The sequence below is a fragment of the Haloarcula sp. 1CSR25-25 genome (genome assembly GCF_032027985.1).
Taxonomy (GTDB): Archaea; Halobacteriota; Halobacteria; order Halobacteriales; family Haloarculaceae; genus Haloarcula.
Genome location: NZ_JAHYBW010000005.1, coordinates 182,785 through 204,894 on the forward strand (window position 1 = coordinate 182,785; position 22,110 = coordinate 204,894).

The window sequence follows — 22,110 nt, forward strand, 5'->3', positions numbered from 1 at the left end:
ACCGCGGGTGAGCTGACACCCCTGACGGACGATTTTAGTACAGGGAGCTACCACCGGACGGTATGAGCGAGGACGTCGACCTCCCTGAAAACCACCCCCGCTACGAGTCGCTTTTGACCCGCCACCGGATCGAGGCGGGCGTCGACCGCGGTATCACCTCCCGACAGGGCCTCATCGCCCAGGGCCGTGGCGAGGCCTTCGACTACCTGCTGGGCGAGCGGACCATCGACAGCGCCGACGCCGCCGAGCGCGCCGCCGCCGCGTACCTCCTGTCCGCCGAGCACGCCGTCGTCTCGGTCAACGGTAACGCCGCCGCCCTCGTGCCCGGCGAACTCGTCGAACTGTCCGAGGTGACCGGCGCAGCCCTCGAAGTGAACCTGTTCAACCGGACCGAAAAGCGCATCGAGGCCATCGCCGACTACCTCCGCGAGCACGGCGCGACCGACGTGAAGGGGCTGACCGCCGACGGGCGCATCCCCGGGCTCGACCACGAGCGCGCGAAGGTCGACGCCGACGGTATCGGCGCGGCGGACGTGGTGCTGGTCCCGCTGGAGGACGGTGACCGCGCCGAGGCGCTGGGCGAGATGGGCAAGACGGAACTGGTCGTCGACCTCAATCCGCGGAGCCGCTCGGCCGAGGTGGCGACGGTGCCAATAATCGACAACATCATCCGGGCGATACCGACCATCACCGAGCACGCACGAGACCTCCGTGGCGACCCCGACGCCCAGCAAGCGGCCATCGACGCGTTCGACGCCGACAGCGCCCTGACCGAGGCCGAGCGGACGATCCGGGAGGGGGACCTCGAATGAGCCTGCCGCCGTACATCTACGCCGACCGCCGGGTCCCCGACGAGGAGACCGTCAGAGAGACCCTCGACCAGCGGACGATGACCGCCTTCGGCGACGCCGAGCGACTGGAACGCCTCCACCGGGTGTTCTATCCGGTGTTCAGGGTCGACTACGAGTACGAGACCGGCGAGGGGAAGCTGTTCGGCACGACGAGGAAATCCGAGACGGCGTTTCTCGACGGCCTCTGGGCGGACAACGACCGGGCCGTCGCGCAGTACGTCAACGACACCGACGCGGTGGTCCGCCGGGCGACCAGCGACTACGACTTCGGCCGCAGCGACCCGGCGCTTGGCCGCTCGGTCCTGTTGCAGTTCCAGGTCACCGACGACGACGCCCGGTCGCTACTGCCCCAGCGGGTCGCCGAGTACCGCGAACAGCGCCACGACTCCGCCTCGGGCGCGGCCAACGTGTTCCTCCGGAAGCTCAGGGAGTCCTACGGGCTCCCCGGCGACTTCGACCCCGACGGGTTCGACGGCGTCACTGCCGTCGACCGCCTCTATCTCCCGTTCTGGCTCGCAGAGTACCACTCGCCCGACAGCACGGACGTCAAACTCGTCACCTTCCGGGACCCGGATGCCCCGACAGAGGAACTCAAACGCCACGGCTGGCTCGCGGAGTTTCTCAGCGCCGAGCCCCGGCGGCTGGCCGACTACGGCTACGAGGTCAACCCCGACCGGCTCGAGCGGAACATCCGGGAGCGAATCGACCAGGCCGACGACTCCGACCCGACCCCGGATTCCAGCCCCGACGACAGCGACGACGACGCACCTTCGATACACCGCGAGCGACCTTCGGACGAGGGAACAGTGGTCCAGCCCGACGGCGTCGACATGCAGGCCGACGGGCTCGTCGACCCCGACCCGTCCCGGAGCTTCGCCGACGTGGGCGGGATGTCGGAACTGCTGGAGACGCTCAACCACAAGGTCGTCCGACCGCTCCAGGACCTGGCCGCCTTCGAGGAGTACGGCATCGGCGTCGTCAACGGCGTCCTGCTCCACGGCCCGCCCGGCTGTGGGAAAACACACGTCGCCGGCGCGCTCGCGGGCGAGGTCGACCACGCCTTCGTCGAGGTCACGCCCGCCGACGTGACCAGCAAGTACATGGGCGAACCCGCACAGAAGGTCGAGGAGCTGTTCCAGATCGCCCGCGCGAACGCCCCCTGTATCCTCTTCATCGACGAGATCGACGGCATCGCCGGCGCGCGTGACGGCGACAGCAACATGAACAGCAGCGAGCAGCAACTGGTGAACCAACTGCTCACCGAACTCGAAGGAATCGCCGAGGAGGACGTGGTCGTGCTGGGTGCGACGAACCTCGTCGAGGACGTCGACGACGCCATCCGCCGCTCGGGCCGGTTCGACGAGCGGGTGGAGGTCCCGCCGCCTGACCCACAAGCCCGCAAGCAGATTCTGGAGATACACCTCGCCGGCCGGCCGACGGCGGGCGACCTCGATTTGGACCCCGTCGTCGAGGAGACGGCCGGCTTCGCGGCCAGCGACATCGAACTCCTCGCCGAGGACGCCGCCCGGAAGGCGCTGCGGGCCGACGCCCCCATCGGGACGGACCACCTCATGCGGGCCGCCGCGGAGACCGACACCAGCATCCCGGACTGGGTCGACCCCGAGATGGTCGCCGAGGACGGCGTCGTCCAGCCCGACGGGGTCGACCTGCAGGCCAGTTCGCTGGTCGAGACTGACCCCGGACGCGACTTCGCCGACGTAGGCGGGATGGGCGACCTGAAAACACGCCTGGAGGACACGGTCATCGACCCGCTCGAGAACGCCGACGCCTACGCCGAGTACGGCATCGACGTGCTCTCTGGGCTGTTGCTGTACGGTCCGCCCGGCTGCGGGAAGACCCACCTCGCCGGTGCGCTCGCTGGGGAACTCGGTCACAGCTTCGTCGAAATCAGTCCCGCGGACGTGACCAGCAAGTGGATGGGCGAGCCGGCCCGAAACGTCGCCGAGGTGTTCGAGGTGGCCCGCGCGAACGCCCCCTGTGTGCTGTTCATCGACGAGATAGACGGCATCGCGGGCTCGCGGCGCGGTTCGATGAACACGAGCGAGCAGCAACTGGTCAACCAACTGCTCACAGAACTCGAAGGGGCGGCGGCCGAGGACGTGGTCGTCGTCGCCGCGACGAACTTCGTCGAGGACATCGACGCGGCGCTGCGGCGTTCGGGCCGGTTCGACGAACGGGTGGAGGTTCCGCCGCCGGACGCCGACGCACGTAGGCAGATTCTGGATATCCACCTCCGCGACCGGCCCGTCGCCGACGACATCGACTGGGGCGCCATCGTCGAGCCGACGGCCGGCTACGCCGCCAGCGACATCGAACTCGTCGCCGAGGACGCGGCGCGACACGCCCTGCGAGACGGGTCGGAGATCACACAGGAGCATCTGGAAATCGCCGTCTGGGAGACCCATTCGAGCATCGCCGACTGGGACGACCGGGACCGCTATCAGGGGGCTGAGGGGACGGCAGACCTGGGACTCGGGCCGTAGCCGGCGACCGGCACGCCTGTCGACTCGTCGCGTCAGTACGCGGTGTCTGAACGGTCCCGGACAGTGTCGAGGGTTCAAGCAGAGAGAGCCCGTACTGTAGGCGAATGCTGTTCTACCCCTCGGTCCGGGACCACGGCGTCGCGCTGTGTGAGCGGGCCGGCTACGACGTGACAGTGCGTGACGACAGCCGCGGGCCGCCGGCCCTCGCGACGCCCACCGACGACGCCATCGGCCTCGTCGACAGGGCGAATCCACAGCCGGTCGCCATCGAACCGTTGACCGAAGCCGACGTTGGCCCGTCCGGACTCGTCCCCCGCTTCGTCGACGCGGTGCAGGAGGACCGCGACTGCCTGTTCGTCGTCCCGTCCACGGAAGAGATGGGTACGACACTGACCCAGGTGGTCGCGACGGTGCTCGGAGACCCCGCCTGCCTCGCCGCTGACGGCCCCGACGGGCGACAGTTCTACAGCGGGCCCGACCGCGTGCCGCTCTCGGACGGGACCTACGCCTGCGCGCGGGCCCCGGCGGACGACCTCCAGTGGCGCGAGGTCAGGGTCGACGGGGGTCGACCCCGACTCGAACTGGGCGTCGGAACCGAGGTGGTCGCCGTCCTCGAACACGTCGACTCGCTGGCCGACGCCGGCCGCCACGCGTTCCAGCACGCCTATCGGCGCGCCGACGACGGACAGTTCGAAGTGACCGAAGGCGACGAGGTGGTCGCGCGGTTCCCCGGCCCGACGGCGATGCGCCGGGGCGGCTACCCGCCGGTGCCGATGCCGCTCGTCCCCGAACACCTGTTCCCCGCAGGCGGAGATCGCTCCCGGTGGGCCGTTTGTCAGCCGGACGGCGGAGCTGACGTGCTGACCGCTGCGGGACTTGCGGCCTGGGACTGAGGCATCGCTCGTCCGAGTCGACATTCTCACAGGTCACAGCACCAGAACGACTTTGTACCACCGAAAGATACCACTAGGTGGTATGAGCGACTCAGACTCGTTCGAACAGTTCAGCGACGTCGGCGAGGCAGAGGTCACGCGCGCAATCGGTCAGGAGTGGACAGAGGAGTTCATGGACTTCTCGGACTCGGACGTCATCGTCGTCGGCGGCGGTCCCTCGGGGCTGATGGCCGCGAAGGAACTCGCAGAGCGCGGCGTCCAGGTGATGGTCGTCGAGAAGAACAACTACCTCGGCGGCGGCTTCTGGCTCGGCGGCTTCCTGATGAACAAGGTCACGGTTCGGGACCCGGCCCAGCAGGTGCTGGACGAACTCGACGTGGACCACAAGCAGTCCAAGGACAGCGAGGGGCTCTACGTCGCCAACGGGCCGGAGGCCTGTTCGGGGCTCATCAAGGCCGCCTGTGACGCCGGCGCCAAGATGCAGAACATGACGGAGTTCACCGACATCGTCATCCGCGAGGACCACCGCGTCGGCGGCATCGTGATGAACTGGACGCCGGTCCACGCGCTGCCCCGCGAGATTACCTGCGTCGACCCTATCGCGGTCGAGGCCGACCTCGTCATCGACGCGACCGGCCACGACGCGATGGCGGTCAAGAAACTCGACGAGCGCGGCGTCCTCAATGCGCCGGGCCTCGAAGACGAAGCCAGCGGGATGGACCAGACCGACGACGACACCTACGGTGCGCCGGGCCACGACTCGCCGGGCCACGACTCCATGTGGGTCGGCGAGAGCGAGGACGCCGTTGTCGAACACACCGGTCTCGCCCACGACGGCCTCGTCGTCACCGGCATGGCGACCGCGACGACCTACGGCCTCCCGCGCATGGGCCCGACGTTCGGCGCGATGCTCGTCTCCGGCAAGCGCGCCGCACAGGTCGCCCTGGACGAACTGGCGGTCGATGCAGACCCGGTCGATCTCACGAGCCGCGACGCCACAACTCCCGCTGACGACTGAGAAAACCACTCCTCTCGGCTTTCTAACTGACCAGATTTTCTCCCGTTAGATGACTATTCAGGCCGTAATATCGCGCTAAAACCAACAATTATACAAGAGTAGTGTAGATATGTTAGTGATTACCAACCAATGTCAGAAGAGATGCAGCGGAGCGACAAACACGGGTCTGACGAGTCAGTCGGCGGCGAAATCACGGTCCAGCTCTGGAGTCGGCGGCCGGTCTGTGGCCCTCGGACGACAGCTATCGACCAGTTCACGGAGCTCGCCGCGACGGGGGTTATCGACGAGTTCGATATCCAGACGTGGCCCGAAGAAATCCCGGTGTCCCAGGGGAGCGGTCACGGCGAGGTGCTGGAAACCGTCGACCGGTACGAACAGTGGGCGACCGAACGGGGACTGAGTCTCCGTCCGCCGTTCGAGACGCGGACGTCGTCGCTGCTGGTCGGCGGAAGCACGGAGGTGCTGCGCCTCCCGATGATAGCCGTCGCCGTGTACGCAGACGATGAGTTGGCCGGGGTGTACCCGTGCACCGACGGGGAGACCACGTGGTCTGTCACCGATTGCATCGACGCGCTCACGACGGCACCGACCGGGCTCCCACACCAGTCCGAGTCCTGACCCGACCGTCGGACCGACACTGCCTGTCGCCGTCGGCGGTCCCATATAGCAGTTGATTGAGCTCCACATCTCCGAGCCGGAAGTGCCGTGCTGGGCCGCCCGCGCTGGGCCGCCCGCGCTGGGTCTCCGCTCCGACAGCCACTCTCTCAGTAGGTGCGAGTCCCCCGAGCCACAAGTGGTATTACCCGCCGGTACCACTGACCGATACAATGGAGGCCGTCACGCTGTACCGCGCCCCGACGACGGTCGCCGACGCCGACGCCATCGGCGACTGGCTCGACGCGCGGGTCGATGCCACTGTCTCCGTCAGGGACCGGTTTCTCTCGCTGTACGGCGACTCGGAGCTGGCTGAGTCGTTCGCCCGGGCGCGGGTGCTCTCGCCGTACGACCGCGAGACCGGGAACACGATGCTGGGAATCGTTCGCTACGAAGAGCGAGCACTGGAATCGCCCGAGCGGGCCGGCGGCGTCATCTACGACGGACTGGCCGTCCAGCGGGCGCTCCACGAGCGCATCCCCGAGTCCGAGCGGTCACTGGAACACTTCCACGTGCCGCTGCTGGACCGCGTCGTCGGGACCTGGGGCGACCACGACGGCCGCTGGCACAAGCGCGTGACCGTCCTCGGCCAGCCCGCGGTCGTCTCCGTGCCGGGGCTGTACGAGGCCCCCGCAAAGCCCGAGCAGTACTACAGGGAACAGCAGAAACACGCCCTGCTCTCCGGCGGGGCCCCGCCCCGGGAGGTGCTCGAAACCGAGGTCGAGGGGGAGTTTCTGGTCGACGACGACCCTCGGACCACCGACGTCATCAAGGGGTACGTCCTGCAGGCGTACCACTACCTCGACACCGGCGAGGCGTTCTGTGACGAGGCGGCCTGCCGGCTCCACAATCCCCACCGCCAGCCCGGCGTCGTCGCCGCCCAGCTACGAGAGCCCGAATTCTGCCCGAAGCACGCCGAACGGTATCAGCCGTAGCTGTTCGACTCACCGCACCCGTCAGGACACAGTCCCGCTCAGCAGGCCGAGGTATCCCCCGGCGAAGGTCTCGTAGCGCCTGTCGACCGTCCGCTCGGTGAGTCGCTCGCGGGCCGCCCGCACCCGCCGCTCGAACGCGCTGGCGTGTGACTGGGTCGAGAGCCGCGTTCCCGGCGCGGAGAGGCGAACGAACCCCTCGAACACGAGATTCAGCGGCGCGGCGAGGGCGCCGGGGCTCCGCTGGAAGTTCAGCAGCGCGACGCGACCGCCGGGGGCGACGCTGTCACACCACGCGTCGACCGCCGCCGCGGGGTCCTCGAAGATGCCGGCGACGAACGTCGCCAGGACGGCGTCACACTGTCGGACTGGGGGCCGGGCGGCGTCGGCCTGCACGTAGTGCACGCTCTCGCCCGTCCGCGCCGGACGACTGCTTGCCCGGTCGAGCATCGCACGCGTCAGGTCGATGCCGACGACTCTACCCGCCGGGCCGACTCGCTCACGGAGCGCCGGCACGTTCGCGCCCGTACCACAGCCCATCTCGACGACGGTGTCGCCGGGTGCGAGCGCCAGCGAGTCCGCCGTCCGGTCGCGCCAGGCAGCCACGCCGGGCGCACTCGCTACCCAGTCGTACACCCGCGCCCACCGACCGTAGAACGACTGCGCGTCGGTCACAGGATTTCGCGTGCCGTTTCGGCGACCGACACAGCGTCGTCCCCGAGCAGGTACACGACCGGTTCGATACCCATCGCGCCGGTGTGATACAGCACGTCGACGTCCGGTTCGTCGGCCAGCGCGGCCGCGACGGCCGGCTCGACGCTCTCCTCGGCGTCGAACTCGACTGCGGTCCGTCCCGCGTCCCGCAGCGCGCTCACGACGGCGTCGTCGTACCGGACGTTCAACACCGCACGGGCGTCGCTCCCGGCGGCCCGCGCCGCCAGCAACAGCGTCGCGACGTGCTCGCTGACGCCGAACTCCGGGTCCGCCGGAATGGTCGCTCGGCCTTTCACGTCGAGAATCCGCCCCGGGACGGCGGCCACATCCTCGATGCTCTCGGCCTCGGGGAGACACTGGACGAGGTTCGACCCGACCGCCGGGATGAGCGTCGCGAACCCGCTGGTGTTTTCGAGTACGCTGAGCCCGCGCCGCACCGACGCGAGCGTCCGCTCGGCCGACCGCAGCTGCGAGTCGGGGTCGTGGACGGCGAACTCGTCGTCGTACGCGCCCAGTTCCGGGACCGCGTCCTCGTGTAACTGCGCGAGCACGCCGCCCTGTTCGAGTTCGCGGACGAACACCTCCGTTTCGACCAGCGCCTGGACGGGACTCATATCCCCGTCGGCCAGCCCGTCGGCCAGTCGCTCGACGAGTTGCTCCAGTCCGCGATGGGCGAGCAGGTCGTCGTGGCGCGCCACGTCCCCGTGGACGTACTTCGAGACCGCGCTCTGACTGATGCCCAGCAGGTCCGCGACTTCCGACTGTGTCAGGCCGCGCTCCCGGAGGGCGTCGGCCAGTAGCGAGCGAAACGTCGGCAGGAAGTCGTCGACGACGATCTCCTCGATGAACCGCATCTATCGCCGCCCTCCGAACTCACTCGCTCGTCGCCGAGACGCACGGCTCGCTCGCAGTGCTCGCGGCCGGTTCATTGGTCGCCTCCGAACTCAACCTCGTTTCTCACCGATACCGTGATGCCACGCGTTGCGGGCATCACTGCTCGCCTCCGAACTCGCGGTCCCCCTGTATCTTGCTCGCCTGCGGCCCGGACTGGCCCTGGTACTTCGACCCCCGCTCGGCTCCGTAGGGGCGGTCGGCGGGCGTCTTGAGTTCGGTGAAGGTGAGCTGCGAGATTCGCATCCCGGGCGTAAGCGCGACCGGTGCAGTGCCGAGGTTCGACAGTTCGAGCGTGATCTGGCCCTCGTACCCGGGGTCGCACAGTCCGGCCGTGTTGGAGAGGAAGACACCACCTCGGCCGCCCAGGAAGTTCTCGATAGTACGACCGTTCGGTTGGACTTCGAGGTCGTACGTCGGCTCGACGCGGTCCGTCTCTTCGACCGACTCGACTCGCTCGAAGCGGACGTCACCGTCGAGAATCTGATCGAGCCGTGTCGTGTCGACACCGGCTTCCGCATAGGTCTCGCTGAACCGGCGGAGTGTCTCGCGTTTGACCGTCTCGTATTCCTCGTTTTCGACGTTCGAAATACTGGATTTTGAGGAGTACCCCATCGCGTCGGCGGCGTCTGCCATCCGCATGTCAGCCCGTTCCCGCAGGTCTCGCAATAGCGCGCTGGGTACCGGAACGTACTGACCGCGTTTGTGACGTTCGCCGCTTACGTCGACAGCCCACATCTCTCCTTCCCAGTCGACATCGCTCATCGGGATGTGTTGTTCGCGCTCGCGGCTGTAGACCGACCCTAGCTTCCCCAGCCGGGCAGTCAGATACATCACTCTGTTTGCCAGCGCGGGATTCGCAGTATAGAGTGTGTCACGTTCCTCTCGACGACACCCGTCTCCATCGAGTAGACCCTCGAGAAGGCCTTCGAGGACCGGCCGCGGCCACTCGAACGCCTGCTCCGGAACGTTCTTTTCGTCCCCAGAACCGGCGAGTTCACGGATAACCTTCGACCAGAGTGCCGAACAAACCGTGAGCCGTGTTATCCGCTCGTCTTCTTGCCAGGACGAACTCGCATCGTACCGCTCGAAGAAGCGGGCGAACCGTTCAAGATAGGCTTGGTCGGTGTTCGCGACCTGAATCTGTTTACGACGAGCGGACCCCTCCGCGATATAGAACCCGAGCATCCAGCCGAACGACCTCGTCAGCGGAATCGAACGCGGGAGCCGAGTGTCACTCTGTTTGAACGCGACCTCCAACTCATCGGGCAGTGCCAGCCGCGGGACCGCATCCAGCGGCGCGCTGTTGTTCTCTTCGTAATGCCGTCGTGATCCGCTCGGAATCCCGGTGTCGTCGACGCTCCCCACGCCGTCGCTCGCGTAAATCGTGGTTTCCGTCGGCTCGACGTAGTCGAGTACGTCGATAGAGCGTCGTTCGCTGGGGGACTGTGGGAGTTGCTTCGGGACCATAACCGCGGTCCCTTCGGCCTCTTCGCTCGGTATCCGTGTCACACCGCCCTGTTCGTCGAGCGTGAAGAGATTGTGGTCCTTCGTTACGAGGACTTCCCGCCCGGACTCCAGGGTAACGCGATAGATTCGTTTGGTCGGGTTCTCGATGTAGTCGGTGACTTGATGAGTGCGTACGGCCAGCGTCTGCGGATCGAATGCCACAGCGCGCGCGCTCCGCTCGTTCTCGACGATGTCCCCTATCTCGTAGAACCCGAATCCACCCTCGGGTGTCCAGAGGAACACCTCCTCGTCGTAGGGAAGCGACGCGTGCACCACAATCGCCAGACGGCCCAGCGACGACCGCCCCTCCACGTGGGCGATGAGGTCGTCGGGGATGGCGACGCGCTCGTGGGTCGTCCCCAGCACGAAATCGCCGGGATGGAGGATGAACTCCCCGCCCTCCTCGATGACCGTCTCCTCGACGTAGTCGGCGACTTCGTCCTCGGAGTTCGGGTGGATACAGGGGATATTGGCGTGCTGGAACTCCAGGAACTCCCGGCCGAGACGGAGGTCGACGCTGGCCGGCTGAATCTGGATGTCCGGGTCGTCGAGCGGCTCGACGACGAGGTCACCCTGTTCCAGCCGCCTGAGGATGTCCGCATCAGAGAGTATCATGAGAGTGGCGTTTGCGGCCGTGGGCCTAAACTTCCCGGTTCTCAGGAGAGGATCACGGGCAGGGTCGCGACGATGACAGCGACGGCGACTGCCGCGTACCTGCTGATCTCGTGGACGGCTCGGAGGCCATCGGCCCAGATGTACGCCTGCCAGGCTGCGGTCCCGATCTGTATCGCGAGGAACACGAGCCCGGAGAGGCCGCTCTGTAGATTCTGCACCTGTTCGAGCAGCATCTCCGGGGAGGACGCGGAGAGGTCGGCGGTGGAAGCGAAAAAGACGAGTGTGGCACCGCCGACGGCGACGCCGACGACGGACGGAACCAGCCCCCAGGCGGTAATCTCTGCTGTCTCTCCGAACTGGCCGGAGCCGCCGGCTATCTTTGCGCCGACGTACAGGAGCACACCCAGTCCGATCCAGACGACGACGAGGCCGACAAACAACCCCGGGAGCACCTCGTTCGCCTGGTCCCAGACGAGCGACCCGATCTCGACAGTTCTCGTCGCCGGTTCGTCACAGCCGGACATGGTTATCTCGCCGACGCCGCCGTCCTCGCAGAACTGGTCCGGCGGCCGTGTGGGGTTGTCTACCTCTGTAGTCCCGGTGAACTGAGCGGCGAACAGACGGAGCGCGACGCCGAGAACGGCCGTTACGGCGACGGCGATGCCGAGAGCGAGGGCGCCGCCACGAACGCCGCCCAGTCGGTCACGTCGCTGTTCGAAGAACGCGCCCGGTCGCAGGAGGAACGTTCGGATAGTGGAGGGCATCTCCGGGGTGTGCTCGGCCACGGCGTATGTACTCTGTGGTATGTGCAACCGTGGAGGGAGTCCGACGGGAGTTTAAGTACGGGTGGCCATGTGACCGTATGAAGCAGGCTATCGTCGCGCGGGCCGACATCGGCATGGGCGAGGGCAAGCTCGCCGCCCAGGTTGCCCACGCCTCGCTGTCGGCCTACGAGGACGCCGGCCCGAAACCCCGGAAAGCCTGGAAGGGCGCGGGCCAGAAGAAAGTCGTCCTCAAGGCCAAAAGCGAGTCCGAGCTGTTCGAACTCGCGGACGTGGCCGAGCGCGAAGGCCTGCCGCATGCGGTCGTCCGAGACGCCGGCCACACACAGCTCGACCCGGGAACCGTCACGGCACTCGCCGTCGGCCCCGCCGAGGACGAGCTGGTGGACCGCGTCACCGGCGACCTCCCGCTGTTCTGAGGGCAGCGGTGCGCGATACGGTTATATATGAGTAACCCTAACCTCAGGTGAACAAGAAACACGATACATCATGCAAGGAAACGAACAACAGGCCTACGACCGCGGGATCACCATTTTCTCCCCGGACGGACGCCTCTATCAGGTCGAGTACGCACGAGAAGCCGTCAAGCGCGGAACCGCGAGCGTCGGGGTCCGCACCGCGGACGGCGTGGTCATCGCCGCGGACCGTCACGCCCGGTCGCCGCTCATAGAGCGCGACAGCATCGAGAAGATCCACGAGATCGACTCACACGTCGGCGTCGCCAGCGCGGGTCACGTGGCCGACGCGCGCCAGCTCATCGACGTGGCGCGCCGGCAGGCCCAGGTCAACCGCCTGCGCTACGACGAGCCGGCCTCCGTCGAGTCGCTGACGAAGGAGATCACGGACTACATCCAGCAGTACACCCAGACCGGCGGCGCACGCCCGTTCGGTGTGGCGCTGCTCGTCGCGGGTATCGAAGACGGCCAGCCGCGCCTGTTCGAGACCGACCCCTCGGGGACCCCCTACGAGTGGCAGGCCGTCGCCATCGGCGGCTCCCGCGAGGACATCCAGTCGTTCCTCGAGGACGAGTACGACGACGAGATGGACCTCGAAGGCGGCATCGAACTCGCGCTCCGGGCGCTGGCCTCGGTCAACGAGGACGGCCTCGACGCGACCGGCGTCGACATAGCCACCATCGACGTGGAAACCGAGCAGTTCCAGAAGCTCTCGGAGGACGACATCGCCGAACGGCTCGAGGAATTCGAACTCGGAGGTGAGAACTGATGTACGACCCCGAGAACAGACTGACTGACGCCTACGAGCCCGAGGTCGGCACCCTGCCGAACGAGGACGGCGGCCGCGACGAGGAGAACGTCGTCAAGACCGGGACGACGACCGTCGGCCTCTCGACGGAAGACGGCGTCATCATCGCGACGGACCGGCGCGCCTCGCTGGGTGGCCGCTTCGTCTCGAACAAGCAGGTCCAGAAGGTCGAGCAGATCCACCCGACGGCCGCGATGACGCTGGTCGGCAGCGTCGGCGGGGCCCAGTCGTTCATCCGCTCGCTACGGGCCGAAGCCGACCTCTATGAGGTCCGCCGGAACGAACCGCTCTCGATTCACGCGCTGGCGACGCTCGCGGGTAACTTCGCCCGCGGCGGCCCGTACTTCGCCATCAACCCCATCGTGGGCGGCGTCGACGAGGAGGGCAGCCACGTCTACAGCGTCGACCCCGCCGGCGGCGTGCTCGAAGACGACTACACCGTCACCGGCTCCGGGACGATGGTCGCGACGGGGACCATCGAGGGGCAGTACGACCCCGAGATGAGCCTCGCCGAGGCCCGCGACCTGGCCATCCGCGCGGTCAACGCCGCGGCCGAGCGTGACACCGGGTCCGGCAACGGCGTGGTGCTCGCAGAGATCACCGAGGAAGGCGTCGAGATAGACGCCTTCGACGACTACGAGTCGGCCGAATAGCCCGGCTGCTCGGCCTCCGGTTTATTCGCGGTCAGCTGTCAGCGGCCGGTTTTTACTCATTCTCGCGGCACGACCCGCATCGGATAGTCCGACTGTCGCATGATGTCCTGGGCGACGCTGCCGAAGATGAGCCGGTCGGTCTGGCTCCGCTTGCGGACGCCGATGACGAGCTCGTCGGCATCGACCTCGCCGGCGATATCGAAGATATCCTCGGCAGGGCTGTTGCCCCGGATTATCTGGTAGGTTTCGACGGACACCTGGTCACCCAGCCGGTCCGAGACGATTTCGAGCGCGGCCTTCCCGTCGGCGACCGCGTCCGACGACGTGCTGTCGCCACCGCGCTGTGAGTTGACCGCGTAGACGCTGTCCTCCGGGTCGAGAACCGTTTCCAGGTACGAACACAGCGTTTCGCTGACTGCCTCGGAGTTGGTCGCGAGCACGAAGGTCTGCATGTGCCGTGGTGTGCCCCCCACGATTATAAGTGTGGGTATAGTGACCAATTGGCAGTTGTCACTCCCTCACGACCAGCCAGCAGACCGCGAGAAAGACGGCGAGGACGAACAGTATCGACCCCCAGACCAGCGCTCCGAAGGCCGTCGGGCCGAGCGCGGCGAGGGGGATGGGGGCCGGCAGAGTCATCGCTCGGTCCCCCCGTCGGCCACAGGGTCGTCGAGCGCCCGGATATCCCGGCCGAGGCTATCGAGGTCGGCGTCGGCCCCGCCCAGTAGCGTCGCGGCCGCGGTGAGCGCGGCCGAGACCAGCGTCGCGCCGGCGAAAGCGATCAAGAACGACGGCGTGGGCAATGCGCTCCCGACGCCGGGCACGGTCGCGACCAGCCCACGCAGCGACGGGAAGTAGGTGATGCCGATGACCAGGCCCGTAACCCCCGAGACCATCGCGCCCGGGCCGGTGAGCCGCTCGGTGTAGAGACCGGCGAGGAACGGCACGAAGACGGCGGCGGCCAGCAGGTCGGCCGTCAGGAACAACTGGAGGACGCTGTACCCCTGTGCGCCGATGAACATCGCGGCGAGCGCGACGGCGACCGTCAGCCCGCGTCCGCCGAGCCACAGGGTCCGCTGGTCGGGGTCGTCGAGCAGTCGGGCGAGGTCGGCCGTGACGACGCTGGCGATGGCGTTGCACATCGTATCGGCGGAACTCATCACCAGCAACACGGCGAGGACGACGACGGCGAGGGTCACCCACGCCGGGAACGCCTCCGCCACCACGAGGAAGAAGGCGATGCTCGCCGAGCCGGACTCGGTGAGTCCCAGCCCCGCCGCGGCGATGCCGAACAGCCCGGACAGCAGGAGCATCGGTACGACGACGGCGGCGGCGATGGCCAGCCCGCGCCGCAAGGCGCGCTCGCCGTCGGCGGCGTACACCCGCTGCCAGACGCCCTGGTTCAGCATGTTCGCGCCGAGGAGGGCGAAGGCGACGTACAGCCCGAACTCCAGGCCGGGACCGAATCCGGGGTCCAGCAGCGTCGGGTCGGCCGACACCACCGTCGCGTGGAGTTCGCTCGTGCCGCCCAGCGAAAGGAGCGCGCCGCCGAAACCCACAGCCAGGAGCGGGAGTATGACCAGCGTCTGGACGGTGTCGGTGACGATGCTGGCGAGTAGACCGCCGTAGGTCGTGTAGACGAGGACGAAGCCGCCGACGAGCAGGGAGGTCTGCCAGAGCGGCACGTCGGCGACGAGTGCCAGCGCGCCGGCGATGCCGGTCATCTCCGCGGCGAGGAAGATGAACATGTAGAACACCGAGACGAGCAGGACGAGCAGGTACATCCCGGACCCAAAGCGGGCGTAGGCGAACTCCGTCAGCGAGTGGCCCGCGGGCATCACCTCGCGGATGCGAGCGCCCACCGGAATAAAGAGGAGAAGGGGAATCGCGCTCCCGATGGCGTAGCCCAGTACAGCCGGCAATCCGCCGAAGGCGGCCCCGGCCTCGGCGGGGCTCAGCAGAATCCAGACGCCCATCATCGAGGCGATGACCGTCGCGGCGAGGGTCCCGCTGCCGGCCGAGTCGCGCGCCGAGATGTAGGCCTCAACCGAGTCGATGCGGCCGCGTGCGGCGAGGAGGCCGACGCCGGTGAACACGAGGACGGTCGCCGCGGTCAGCCCGAGAACGACAGCGGAGGAGACCATCTACGGACTCACCTCGCCGCCGGCCGTCGAGGGTCCCTGGTAAGCCGTCTCGAAGAACTGCCGTTCGAGCGCGACCGTGCGGTCGAACAGCGACGCGACGCGGGCCTCTCGCCGGGGGGAGAGCGTCGGCCCGACGGCGTCGAGTTCGCCCCGGAGCCAGTCGACGAACGCGACGAAGGCGTCGACGGCGTGGAGGTCCACCCACTCGGCGAAGTAGAAGGGCAGCCCCATGCCGGCGCTGGGCGGGCCGTCCGGGTCGCCGTGGGCCGCGACGGCCGCCGTGGCCCAGGACTCGTATAGCCACTCCGCCGGGACGAGGACGGCCAGCGTCTCGGCGTAGCCGCCCTCTCGCGCGGCCCGGCCCAGCAGGTCGATAAACGCCGCCGTCGTCGGCGTCGGCTCGGGGTCCCGCCAGCGCGACTCGTCGACGCCCAGCGCACTGAAGGAGCGTTCGAAGTAGTCGTTCTCCTCGTCGGTCACGGTATCGAGGAACTCGACGAGGCGGCGCTTTGCCGCCATGTCCGGGGCCTGCCCGATTGCGTGGCCGAACGTCCCGACGAGTTCGTCGACGAACGCGTAGTCCTGGACCAGATACGTCGCGAAGGCGTCCTCGTCGAGCGTGCCGGCCCCGAGTGCCTCGACGAAGCGGTGTTCGACGGCGTCGTCCCAGTCTGGCTGGCTCCGCTCGCGGAGCCACTCGGTAAACCGTGTGTCGTCGGTGGTTTCGGCGTACGCTGCGTACGTCTCTGCCGTCATAGCTCCCACCCCTCCCGCGTGTAGGCCATCTCCCAGAACCGGTGTTCGAGCTTCGCGCTCGTCAGAAATGCCTCCTCCATGTCGTCGTGTTGCCCGGGATAGCGCTCGCCACAGCGGTCGACGTAGGCCCGACACCACTCGGTCGCCTCTCGGAAGTCCTCGCCAGTGTACATCTCGATGAAGGGCGTGTACCGGTGCTCCCCCTCGGCCAGGTCGGCCATGTGCTTGGCCACGTCGAGGTAGCCCTGCATGCAGGGGTACAGCGCCGCTGCGATTTCGGCCTCGTGGCCCTCGTAGGCCGTCCGGACGAGGTAGTTCGTGTACGCCAGACAGGTCGGGGCCTTCTCGGTCGATTCCAGTTCGGCCTCGGAGATGTCGTACTCCGCCGCGAACTCCCGGTGGAGGTCCATCTCGGTGTCGAGCACATGGTGGGCGACGCCGAGCAGGTGCGTCATCGTCGCCTCGTCGCTCGCCGTCGCGCCGGCGAGCGCGAACAGCCGCGCGTAGTCCTGCAGGTACCGGTAGTCCTGTTTCACCCAGTGCCGGAACGCCGCCTCCTCCAGCGTCCCGTCGGCCAGTTCGCGGACGAACGGGTGGTCCATCTGTGCCTCCCAGAGCTCTGTGCCGATGTCGAGCAGGTGGTCACTGAACGCCATTGGTACCCGACACAACACGGCCCGCCGTATTATATCCTACTAATACAACTGAGTTATACTCCGGAACCGATTCGCCCGGGGGAGTACTTGTGGCTGGGGCGTCTCACTCCCGGCAATGACACTGCAGTTGCCCAGCGAGATTGTGGTCGAGCGGTTCCTCCCGACGGCCCGGGCGATGCTCGCCGCGGAACTCGACGAGAAGGGGTGGACTCAGCAGGAGATCGCCGACCAGCTCGGGGTGACACAGGCCGCAGTGAGCAAGTACGCCAGCGGCTCGGTCACGACCGAGGAGCGGTTCCGCGAGGACGCGCGCATGCGACAGACCATCGGGCGAATCGTCGACGGGCTGGTCGCGGGCGAGATGGACGAGTACGCGGTGCTGGGCGAACTGCTCGCCCTGGTACGGGAGTTCGAGGACCGGGGGCCGATCTGTGCGGTCCACGAGGAGGAGATGCCGGCGCTGCAGGGGATGGGCTGTGACCTCTGTGTTCGGGGGACCGACACCGCGGTGCAAGCGGAACGGGCCGTGCTGTCGTCGGTCCGGCGGGCGACCCGACTCCTGGCGGACAGCGGCGTCGTCGTCGACGCCATCCCGAACGTGGGGATGAACGTCGGCATGGCGCTGCCGGACGCCGAGGACGCGCTCGACGTGGCGGCGGTCCCCGGACGAATCCATGACCTGCGAGGGCGGGTCAACGTCCCGTCGGCCCCCGAGTTCGGCGCGTCGGAACACGTCGCACGGGCGATACTGGCCGCGGCCGCTGTCGACCCCTCTCGTCGGGCGGCGCTCAACCTGACGACCGACGCGGCGCTCCTCGATGCCGCCTGCGAACGGGGCATCGAATCGCTGGAGTTCGACGCCGGCTACGAGAACCGGGCCGAGCGGCTCGAAGCGGCCTTCCGGGAGCGGGGCGAGGTCCCTCGCGTCATCTACCACCGGGGTGCGTTCGGCATCGAACCGATAACCTACGTCTTCGGCGAGTCGGCGGTCGAGGCGGCCGAACTCGCGGTCGCTCTCCTCGACGCGGTCGACACGTAACCCGCCTCGGCCGCGGACCCAGTCAGAACCAGCCGGTCTCGGGGTCGATGGGGTTCTCGGGCTCTTCGCCGCGCAGGACCCGGACGACGTCTTCGGCCACGGTCTGTGTCAGTTCGACCCGGGACTCCTCGGAGTACCACGCGACGTGGGGGCTACAGACGACGCTGTCGAGGTCGTGCAGCGACGACTCCCCGGGGGGTTCCGACTCGCGCACGTCCAGTCCGGCCCCGCCGAGGTCGCCGCTGACGAGCGCGTCGTACAGCGCCGTCTCGTCGACGAGCCCGCCACGGGCCGTGTTCACGAGCAACGCGTCGTCACGCATCCGCTCCAGCGCGTCCGCATCGATAAGCCCCCGCGTCTCGTCGGTCAGGGGCGCGTGCAGCGAGACGACGTCGGCGTCGGCCAGCAGCGTCTCGAACGCGACCGACTCGACGCCGAAGTCGCCCATCCGGTAGGCCGGAACGTACGGGTCGTAGGCGATGACGTCGACGTCGAAGCCCCGGAGCTTCGCGGCGAACCGCCTGGCGAGCTTGCCGAAGGCGACGAGGCCGACGGTGCTGCCGGCGAGGCGATGCATCGGCTGCCCGGTTGCCCACTCCCACTGGCCGTTCTTGACCGACCGGTCGAACGTGGGTATCTTCCGCAGGCAGGCGAGCAGCAGCGCGAACGCGTGGGTCGACACTTCCTCGACGGCGTAGTCGGGGACGTTGACGACCGTCACGCCGGCCTCGACCGCTGCCCGCACGTCGATGTTGTCCAGGCCGATACCGGCCCGGCCCACAACCTGGAGCGAGTCGGCGGCGTCGACGACCTCGGCCGTGACCTGCGTGCCGGCGTCGACGACCAGCGCGTCCGCACCTTCGACTGTGCGTGCGACCGCCGTCGGCTCTTTCGCCGCCGTTATCTCGACGGACGCGTCGACCGCGTCCAGCACCGCCGCGCGGGTCTCCCCGTCCATCACTTTGGTGTCGGAGACGACGATCCGATATGCCATACCCTGCCTTGCTGTGGCCCCGGAATAAAAGCAGCCGTCAGGGCCGGGTCCGGTCATCGAAGCTGTATCGGGGGGCGCCGCTCCACGGTGACCGGGACAACACGACGGGAAATAGCAGCAAACTTTTATGATACATTCGCGAGCAGGTGGCAACACCATGTCGGCAAGTACTACAGAAGAGACAGTTCTCGAACGTATCGGCTACCGGCTCTCCGCGTGGGTGGAGCGCTGGATGCCCAGCCCGTTCCTGTTCGCGCTCATCCTCAGCTACGTCGTGTTCCTGGCTGGCGTCGGGCTCACCGGGTCCGGGCCCATCGAGATGGTCGGGTTCTGGTACGACGGTTTCTGGGCCTTCCTGACGTTCTCGATGCAGATGGTCCTCATCCTGATGACGGGCTTCGTCGTGGCGTACCACCCCCGTGTCAACGCCGGCATCCGCCGGCTGACGGAGCTTCCCAACACCGGGAAACAGGCGGTCGTCCTCGTCGGCCTGCTGACGATGCTGCTTGGCTGGATTCACTGGGGACTGAGCCTCATTCTCGGCGCGATTTTCGCCAGGGAGATGGGCAAGACTGCCCACGAGAACGGCATCGCCGTCCACTACCCGGTCCTCTGTGTGGCCGGCTATCTCGGTCTCGGCCTCACCTGGCACTGGGGGCTGTCCGGGTCCGCGCCGCTCCTGCTCGCCACCGAGGGCAACGAGTTCATCCAGCAGGGCGTCATCGACGTGGTCGTCTCCGCCTCGGAGACCATCTTCCATCCCTACGGCCTCATCCTGACCGGCCTATCGATAGCCTACGCCCTCGTCGTCCTCTACGTCATCACGCCGACCGGCGACCAGGCGCGGGGCATCACGCACTACATCCCCGAGGACGACCTGTTCGAGTCCGCGAGCGACGGCGGCGTGGAAGCGACTGCGACCTCCAAGCAGGTCCCCGCCGAGCGAATCAATCACAGCCGCGTGCTGGGCGGGATTATCGGTCTGACCGGTATCGCCCTGGTCGCTTCACAGTTCGTCCAGTCCGGCATCGACGCGCTCGGGCTGAACATCGTCAACTTCGGCTTCCTGACGATTGGCATCTTCATCTACATGGACCCACAGACCTACCGGGAGAAGTTCGGCGAGGCGGCGACCGCCGCGTCGGGCATCGTCTTGCTGTTCCCCTTCTTCGCCGGTATCCAGGGGATGATGGCCACCTCCGGGCTGGCGCAATTGATGGCCAACGCGCTCATCTCGGTCTCGTCGCCCCAGACGTTCCCGGTCATCGCCTGGCTCACCGGTGCGACGGTCAACATCTTCGCCCCCTCTGGCGGCGGCGAGTGGATCATCCTCGGCCCGCCGATTCTCGAAGCCGCTCAGAACCTCGGCGTCCCGGTCGGCCAGGCGACGATGGCCTACGCCGTCGGCGACGCCCACACGAACCTCCTGAACCCCTTCTGGGCGCTGCCGCTGCTCGCGATTACCCGCATCAAGGCCCGGGAGATGTTCGGCTACGCCATCGCGATGATGCTCGCGCTCACGCCGTTCCTCGCGGTCGTCCTGTTCGTCCTCCCGTACTGAGAGGGGAGCCCCGAGGACCGGCTGCTTGCCCCTTCTTCGAGGATTAAGACCCTGGACGACCTGTATCCGACAATGGCAACTGGGACAGGGGCCGACGAGGACGTGGACCTGCTCGACTCCTTCCGGCAGTTCTTCGCGCTGGAGCGGGACGTCCTCGTCCTGTCGCTGTCGATGCTTGCCTTCAGCCTCGCCTTCCAGATGACGAGCCGCTATATCCCCGAGTACATGCGGGTTCTCGGGGCCAGCGCCGGCGTCATCGGCCTCTACGGGAGCGTCGGGAACCTCATCAGCGCGGTGTACCCCTACCCCGGCGGCGCGGTGTCGGACCGCATCGGCTCGCGACTGGCACTGACCGCGTTTGCGACGCTGGCGACGGCCGGTTTCGGCGTCTGGTATCTCGCCTCGGTCGTCGGCGACGTAACGCTCGGAACGACGACGCTGCCGGCCTGGACGCTCGTGTTCGTCGGCCTCTTTCTGGCTCAGGCCTGGAAGTCCTTCGGGCTGGGCGCGACTTTCGCTATCGTCAAGCAGAGCGTCCCGCCGGGGCGGCTGGCGATGGGGTTTGCCAGCACGGAGATGTTCCGCCGCATCGGGTTCCTGCTCGGGCCACTCGCCGCCGCAGTGTTGCTCGCGACGACTGCGACGTTCGTCGACGGGTTCCAGCGCGTGCTGCTGGTCGCGCTGGCCTGTGGCGTCGTCGCGACCGTCGCACAGCACGTCCTCTACGACGCGAGCGAGGACACGCTCGGGAAGTCCTTCGAGGGCATCGACCAGGTACTCGCCGACCTGCGGACGATGCCGGCGACGCTCCGACCGCTGCTGGTCGCCGATACGTTCGTCCGCTTCGCTAACGGCATGGTGTACGTCTTCTTCGTCATCGTCGTCACCGACTTTCTCTCGGTGGGGTTCACCGGCTTCGGCGTCCGGCTACGGCCCGACGCCTTCTTCGGTGTTTTGCTCGGCGTCGAGATGGTCGTCGCCATCCTCTCGATGGCTCCCGTCGCAAAGCTCACGGAGTCTGCCGGCCTCAAGCCCGCCGTCGCGCTCGGCTTTCTCGTCTACGCCGTCTTCCCACTCTTGCTCATCTTCGCGCCGGGGAACCAGTGGGTGCTGGTGCTGCTGTTCGCGTTCTCCGGCCTGCGCTTTGCCGGCCTGCCCGCCCACAAGGCGCTCATCGTCGGACCCGCCCAACGGGACGCCGGGGGCCGCGTCACCGGGACCTACTACCTGCTTCGGAACACGCTGGTCATCCCCAGCGCCGCGCTCGGGGGCTGGCTGTACGGTAGCGAATGGGCCGTCTCCATCGGCGGCGTCGTGCTCGGGGCCGGCCCCGAACTCGCGTTCGGCGTCGCTACCGCCGTCGGGCTGTTCGGCGTCGCCTACTTCGTCGCCTTCGGTCGGGAGTTCGAGGCCTACGAATAGATCGCCGTGCTGTGCCTACCACTCGTCGCGGGGCGGGAACTCGTCGCCACAGCGTGGACAGTACCGCATCGGTGCACGGGACTCCTGGCCGTCCCTGTCGAACGTTATCTCTCGTCCACAGCTCTTGCATGCTAGCTTTGGCATCGTGGTGCTCTCCGGTCGCCCGCATAGCCACGACCTAGCGATGTGTTGACTAGCTGTAGTGATAACAGTAGGTGGTGGTCGCGGTACCCGATAGCTGTCTGGAACAGCCAGCCGC

Annotated in this window: 23 protein-coding genes and 1 pseudogene; 12 read left to right on the plus strand and 12 right to left on the minus strand. The window is 67.5% G+C overall.

Features of this window, described 5'->3' with window-relative positions; all coding sequences use genetic code 11:
* The first annotated feature begins 62 nt into the window (after positions 1 to 62).
* From KZ498_RS15430 to KZ498_RS15455, 6 genes are all read left to right on the plus strand, one after another.
* Positions 63 to 812 carry a 4-phosphopantoate--beta-alanine ligase gene (locus KZ498_RS15430; protein ID WP_312619938.1) on the plus strand — a complete coding sequence of 250 codons (750 nt, stop codon included), beginning with the start codon at positions 63 to 65 and terminating at the stop codon, positions 810 to 812.
* The gene (locus tag KZ498_RS15435) at positions 809 to 3,355 is read left to right on the plus strand and encodes an ATP-binding protein (protein ID WP_312619939.1); all 2,547 of its coding nucleotides are present in this window, start codon (positions 809 to 811) and stop codon (positions 3,353 to 3,355) included. The genes KZ498_RS15430 and KZ498_RS15435 overlap by 4 nt, the downstream gene beginning before the upstream one ends.
* A gap of 104 nt (positions 3,356 to 3,459) precedes the next feature.
* A complete protein-coding gene (locus KZ498_RS15440) occupies positions 3,460 to 4,248 on the plus strand; it encodes a hypothetical protein (protein WP_312619940.1) in 789 nt (262 codons plus the stop codon).
* 82 nt (positions 4,249 to 4,330) lie between these two features.
* Complete coding sequence (locus KZ498_RS15445) at positions 4,331 to 5,266, plus strand: sulfide-dependent adenosine diphosphate thiazole synthase (protein WP_312619941.1); 936 nt, start codon at positions 4,331 to 4,333, stop codon at positions 5,264 to 5,266.
* 129 nt (positions 5,267 to 5,395) lie between these two features.
* The gene (locus KZ498_RS15450; RefSeq protein ID WP_312619942.1) at positions 5,396 to 5,884 is read left to right on the plus strand and encodes an HTH domain-containing protein; all 489 of its coding nucleotides are present in this window, start codon (positions 5,396 to 5,398) and stop codon (positions 5,882 to 5,884) included.
* A 209-nt stretch (positions 5,885 to 6,093) separates the two neighbouring features.
* A complete protein-coding gene (locus KZ498_RS15455) occupies positions 6,094 to 6,855 on the plus strand; it encodes a DUF7001 family protein (protein WP_312619943.1) in 762 nt (253 codons plus the stop codon).
* 21 nt (positions 6,856 to 6,876) lie between these two features.
* Here the strand turns inward: KZ498_RS15455 and KZ498_RS15460 are convergent, their stop codons facing one another.
* From KZ498_RS15460 to KZ498_RS15485, 5 genes and pseudogenes are all read right to left on the minus strand, one after another.
* On the minus strand, positions 6,877 to 7,527 hold the full coding sequence (locus tag KZ498_RS15460; protein WP_312619944.1) for a methyltransferase domain-containing protein: 651 nt from the start codon (positions 7,525 to 7,527) through the stop codon (positions 6,877 to 6,879).
* Positions 7,524 to 8,420 (minus strand): thiamine-phosphate synthase family protein, encoded by an 897-nt coding sequence (locus KZ498_RS15465; protein WP_312619945.1) that lies wholly within the window; start codon positions 8,418 to 8,420, stop codon positions 7,524 to 7,526. Before KZ498_RS15465 ends, KZ498_RS15460 begins: the two co-directional genes overlap by 4 nt.
* A 136-nt stretch (positions 8,421 to 8,556) precedes the next feature.
* Positions 8,557 to 10,242, minus strand: coding sequence for a dCTP deaminase domain-containing protein (locus tag KZ498_RS15475; RefSeq protein ID WP_396276141.1), 1,686 nt, complete (start codon positions 10,240 to 10,242; stop codon positions 8,557 to 8,559).
* Positions 10,228 to 10,581 (minus strand): annotated as a pseudogene (gene dcd, locus KZ498_RS15480) (dCTP deaminase); the annotation flags it as partial. The pseudogene dcd and the gene KZ498_RS15475, both read right to left, overlap by 15 nt.
* 41 nt (positions 10,582 to 10,622) lie before the next feature.
* The gene (locus KZ498_RS15485) at positions 10,623 to 11,345 is read right to left on the minus strand and encodes a Yip1 family protein (RefSeq protein ID WP_312619946.1); all 723 of its coding nucleotides are present in this window, start codon (positions 11,343 to 11,345) and stop codon (positions 10,623 to 10,625) included.
* Positions 11,346 to 11,443: 98 nt separating this feature from the next.
* Here KZ498_RS15485 and pth2 point away from each other — a divergent pair, with 98 nt between their 5' ends.
* The 3 genes from pth2 (at position 11,444) to psmB (ending at position 13,279) form a co-directional block, all read left to right on the plus strand.
* Positions 11,444 to 11,782 (plus strand): peptidyl-tRNA hydrolase Pth2, encoded by a 339-nt coding sequence (gene pth2, locus KZ498_RS15490; RefSeq protein WP_312619947.1) that lies wholly within the window; start codon positions 11,444 to 11,446, stop codon positions 11,780 to 11,782.
* A gap of 70 nt (positions 11,783 to 11,852) precedes the next feature.
* Positions 11,853 to 12,587, plus strand: a complete 735-nt coding sequence (gene psmA, locus KZ498_RS15495; RefSeq protein WP_312619948.1) for an archaeal proteasome endopeptidase complex subunit alpha — start codon at positions 11,853 to 11,855, stop codon at positions 12,585 to 12,587.
* On the plus strand, positions 12,587 to 13,279 hold the full coding sequence (psmB, locus tag KZ498_RS15500) for an archaeal proteasome endopeptidase complex subunit beta (protein WP_312619949.1): 693 nt from the start codon (positions 12,587 to 12,589) through the stop codon (positions 13,277 to 13,279). The genes psmA and psmB overlap by 1 nt, the downstream gene beginning before the upstream one ends.
* Before the next feature lie 56 nt (positions 13,280 to 13,335).
* On the opposite strand, the gene KZ498_RS15505 is transcribed toward psmB, so the two are convergent.
* Genes KZ498_RS15505 through tenA form a run of 5 tightly spaced genes read right to left on the minus strand, consistent with a single transcriptional unit; the run spans position 13,336 to position 16,835 of the window.
* Entirely contained in the window at positions 13,336 to 13,731 is a 396-nt protein-coding gene (locus KZ498_RS15505) for a universal stress protein (RefSeq protein ID WP_312619950.1), read from the minus strand.
* 58 nt (positions 13,732 to 13,789) lie between these two features.
* Positions 13,790 to 13,918: a hypothetical protein gene (locus KZ498_RS15510; protein WP_312619951.1), complete on the minus strand. Its 129-nt coding sequence runs from the start codon at positions 13,916 to 13,918 to the stop codon at positions 13,790 to 13,792.
* The gene (locus KZ498_RS15515; RefSeq protein WP_312619952.1) at positions 13,915 to 15,423 is read right to left on the minus strand and encodes a sodium:solute symporter family transporter; all 1,509 of its coding nucleotides are present in this window, start codon (positions 15,421 to 15,423) and stop codon (positions 13,915 to 13,917) included. Before KZ498_RS15515 ends, KZ498_RS15510 begins: the two co-directional genes overlap by 4 nt.
* Positions 15,424 to 16,179 carry a TenA family protein gene (locus KZ498_RS15520; protein WP_312619953.1) on the minus strand — a complete coding sequence of 252 codons (756 nt, stop codon included), beginning with the start codon at positions 16,177 to 16,179 and terminating at the stop codon, positions 15,424 to 15,426.
* On the minus strand, positions 16,176 to 16,835 hold the full coding sequence (tenA, locus tag KZ498_RS15525; RefSeq protein WP_312619954.1) for a thiaminase II: 660 nt from the start codon (positions 16,833 to 16,835) through the stop codon (positions 16,176 to 16,178). The genes KZ498_RS15520 and tenA overlap by 4 nt, the downstream gene beginning before the upstream one ends.
* 115 nt (positions 16,836 to 16,950) lie before the next feature.
* On the opposite strand from tenA, the gene KZ498_RS15530 reads away from it, so the two are divergent.
* On the plus strand, positions 16,951 to 17,874 hold the full coding sequence (locus KZ498_RS15530; protein WP_312619955.1) for a thiamine-phosphate synthase family protein: 924 nt from the start codon (positions 16,951 to 16,953) through the stop codon (positions 17,872 to 17,874).
* 22 nt (positions 17,875 to 17,896) lie between these two features.
* On the opposite strand, the gene KZ498_RS15535 is transcribed toward KZ498_RS15530, so the two are convergent.
* On the minus strand, positions 17,897 to 18,868 hold the full coding sequence (locus KZ498_RS15535) for a C-terminal binding protein (protein ID WP_312619956.1): 972 nt from the start codon (positions 18,866 to 18,868) through the stop codon (positions 17,897 to 17,899).
* A 157-nt stretch (positions 18,869 to 19,025) separates the two neighbouring features.
* Here KZ498_RS15535 and KZ498_RS15540 point away from each other — a divergent pair, with 157 nt between their 5' ends.
* Positions 19,026 to 20,429: a TIGR00366 family protein gene (locus KZ498_RS15540; RefSeq protein ID WP_312619957.1), complete on the plus strand. Its 1,404-nt coding sequence runs from the start codon at positions 19,026 to 19,028 to the stop codon at positions 20,427 to 20,429.
* A 72-nt stretch (positions 20,430 to 20,501) separates the two neighbouring features.
* Positions 20,502 to 21,851, plus strand: coding sequence for an MFS transporter (locus KZ498_RS15545; protein ID WP_312619958.1), 1,350 nt, complete (start codon positions 20,502 to 20,504; stop codon positions 21,849 to 21,851).
* A 15-nt stretch (positions 21,852 to 21,866) separates the two neighbouring features.
* Here KZ498_RS15545 and KZ498_RS15550 read toward each other — a convergent pair whose 3' ends face one another.
* Positions 21,867 to 21,995, minus strand: a complete 129-nt coding sequence (locus KZ498_RS15550) for a hypothetical protein (protein ID WP_312619959.1) — start codon at positions 21,993 to 21,995, stop codon at positions 21,867 to 21,869.
* Positions 21,996 to 22,110: the final 115 nt, after the last annotated feature.

Excerpts from the sequence above, each read along its gene's own strand:
- KZ498_RS15450 (WP_312619942.1), top strand. The coding sequence starts at position 5,396 with ATGTCAGAAGAGATGCAGCGGAGCGACAAACACGGGTCTGACGAGTCA.
- KZ498_RS15445 (WP_312619941.1), top strand. The coding sequence starts at position 4,331 with ATGAGCGACTCAGACTCGTTCGAACAGTTCAGCGACGTCGGCGAGGCA.
- KZ498_RS15535 (WP_312619956.1), bottom strand. The coding sequence starts at position 18,868 with ATGGCATATCGGATCGTCGTCTCCGACACCAAAGTGATGGACGGGGAG.
- tenA (WP_312619954.1), bottom strand. The coding sequence starts at position 16,835 with ATGGCGTTCAGTGACCACCTGCTCGACATCGGCACAGAGCTCTGGGAG.
- KZ498_RS15545 (WP_312619958.1), top strand. The coding sequence starts at position 20,502 with ATGGCAACTGGGACAGGGGCCGACGAGGACGTGGACCTGCTCGACTCC.
- pth2 (WP_312619947.1), top strand. The coding sequence starts at position 11,444 with ATGAAGCAGGCTATCGTCGCGCGGGCCGACATCGGCATGGGCGAGGGC.
- psmA (WP_312619948.1), top strand. The coding sequence starts at position 11,853 with ATGCAAGGAAACGAACAACAGGCCTACGACCGCGGGATCACCATTTTC.
- KZ498_RS15550 (WP_312619959.1), bottom strand. The coding sequence starts at position 21,995 with ATGCCAAAGCTAGCATGCAAGAGCTGTGGACGAGAGATAACGTTCGAC.
- KZ498_RS15465 (WP_312619945.1), bottom strand. The coding sequence starts at position 8,420 with ATGCGGTTCATCGAGGAGATCGTCGTCGACGACTTCCTGCCGACGTTT.
- KZ498_RS15440 (WP_312619940.1), top strand. The coding sequence starts at position 3,460 with ATGCTGTTCTACCCCTCGGTCCGGGACCACGGCGTCGCGCTGTGTGAG.
- KZ498_RS15530 (WP_312619955.1), top strand. The coding sequence starts at position 16,951 with ATGACACTGCAGTTGCCCAGCGAGATTGTGGTCGAGCGGTTCCTCCCG.
- KZ498_RS15520 (WP_312619953.1), bottom strand. The coding sequence starts at position 16,179 with ATGACGGCAGAGACGTACGCAGCGTACGCCGAAACCACCGACGACACA.
- KZ498_RS15510 (WP_312619951.1), bottom strand. The coding sequence starts at position 13,918 with ATGACTCTGCCGGCCCCCATCCCCCTCGCCGCGCTCGGCCCGACGGCC.
- KZ498_RS15430 (WP_312619938.1), top strand. The coding sequence starts at position 63 with ATGAGCGAGGACGTCGACCTCCCTGAAAACCACCCCCGCTACGAGTCG.
- KZ498_RS15540 (WP_312619957.1), top strand. The coding sequence starts at position 19,026 with ATGTCGGCAAGTACTACAGAAGAGACAGTTCTCGAACGTATCGGCTAC.
- KZ498_RS15505 (WP_312619950.1), bottom strand. The coding sequence starts at position 13,731 with ATGCAGACCTTCGTGCTCGCGACCAACTCCGAGGCAGTCAGCGAAACG.
- KZ498_RS15435 (WP_312619939.1), top strand. The coding sequence starts at position 809 with ATGAGCCTGCCGCCGTACATCTACGCCGACCGCCGGGTCCCCGACGAG.
- KZ498_RS15455 (WP_312619943.1), top strand. The coding sequence starts at position 6,094 with ATGGAGGCCGTCACGCTGTACCGCGCCCCGACGACGGTCGCCGACGCC.
- KZ498_RS15515 (WP_312619952.1), bottom strand. The coding sequence starts at position 15,423 with ATGGTCTCCTCCGCTGTCGTTCTCGGGCTGACCGCGGCGACCGTCCTC.
- psmB (WP_312619949.1), top strand. The coding sequence starts at position 12,587 with ATGTACGACCCCGAGAACAGACTGACTGACGCCTACGAGCCCGAGGTC.
- KZ498_RS15485 (WP_312619946.1), bottom strand. The coding sequence starts at position 11,345 with ATGCCCTCCACTATCCGAACGTTCCTCCTGCGACCGGGCGCGTTCTTC.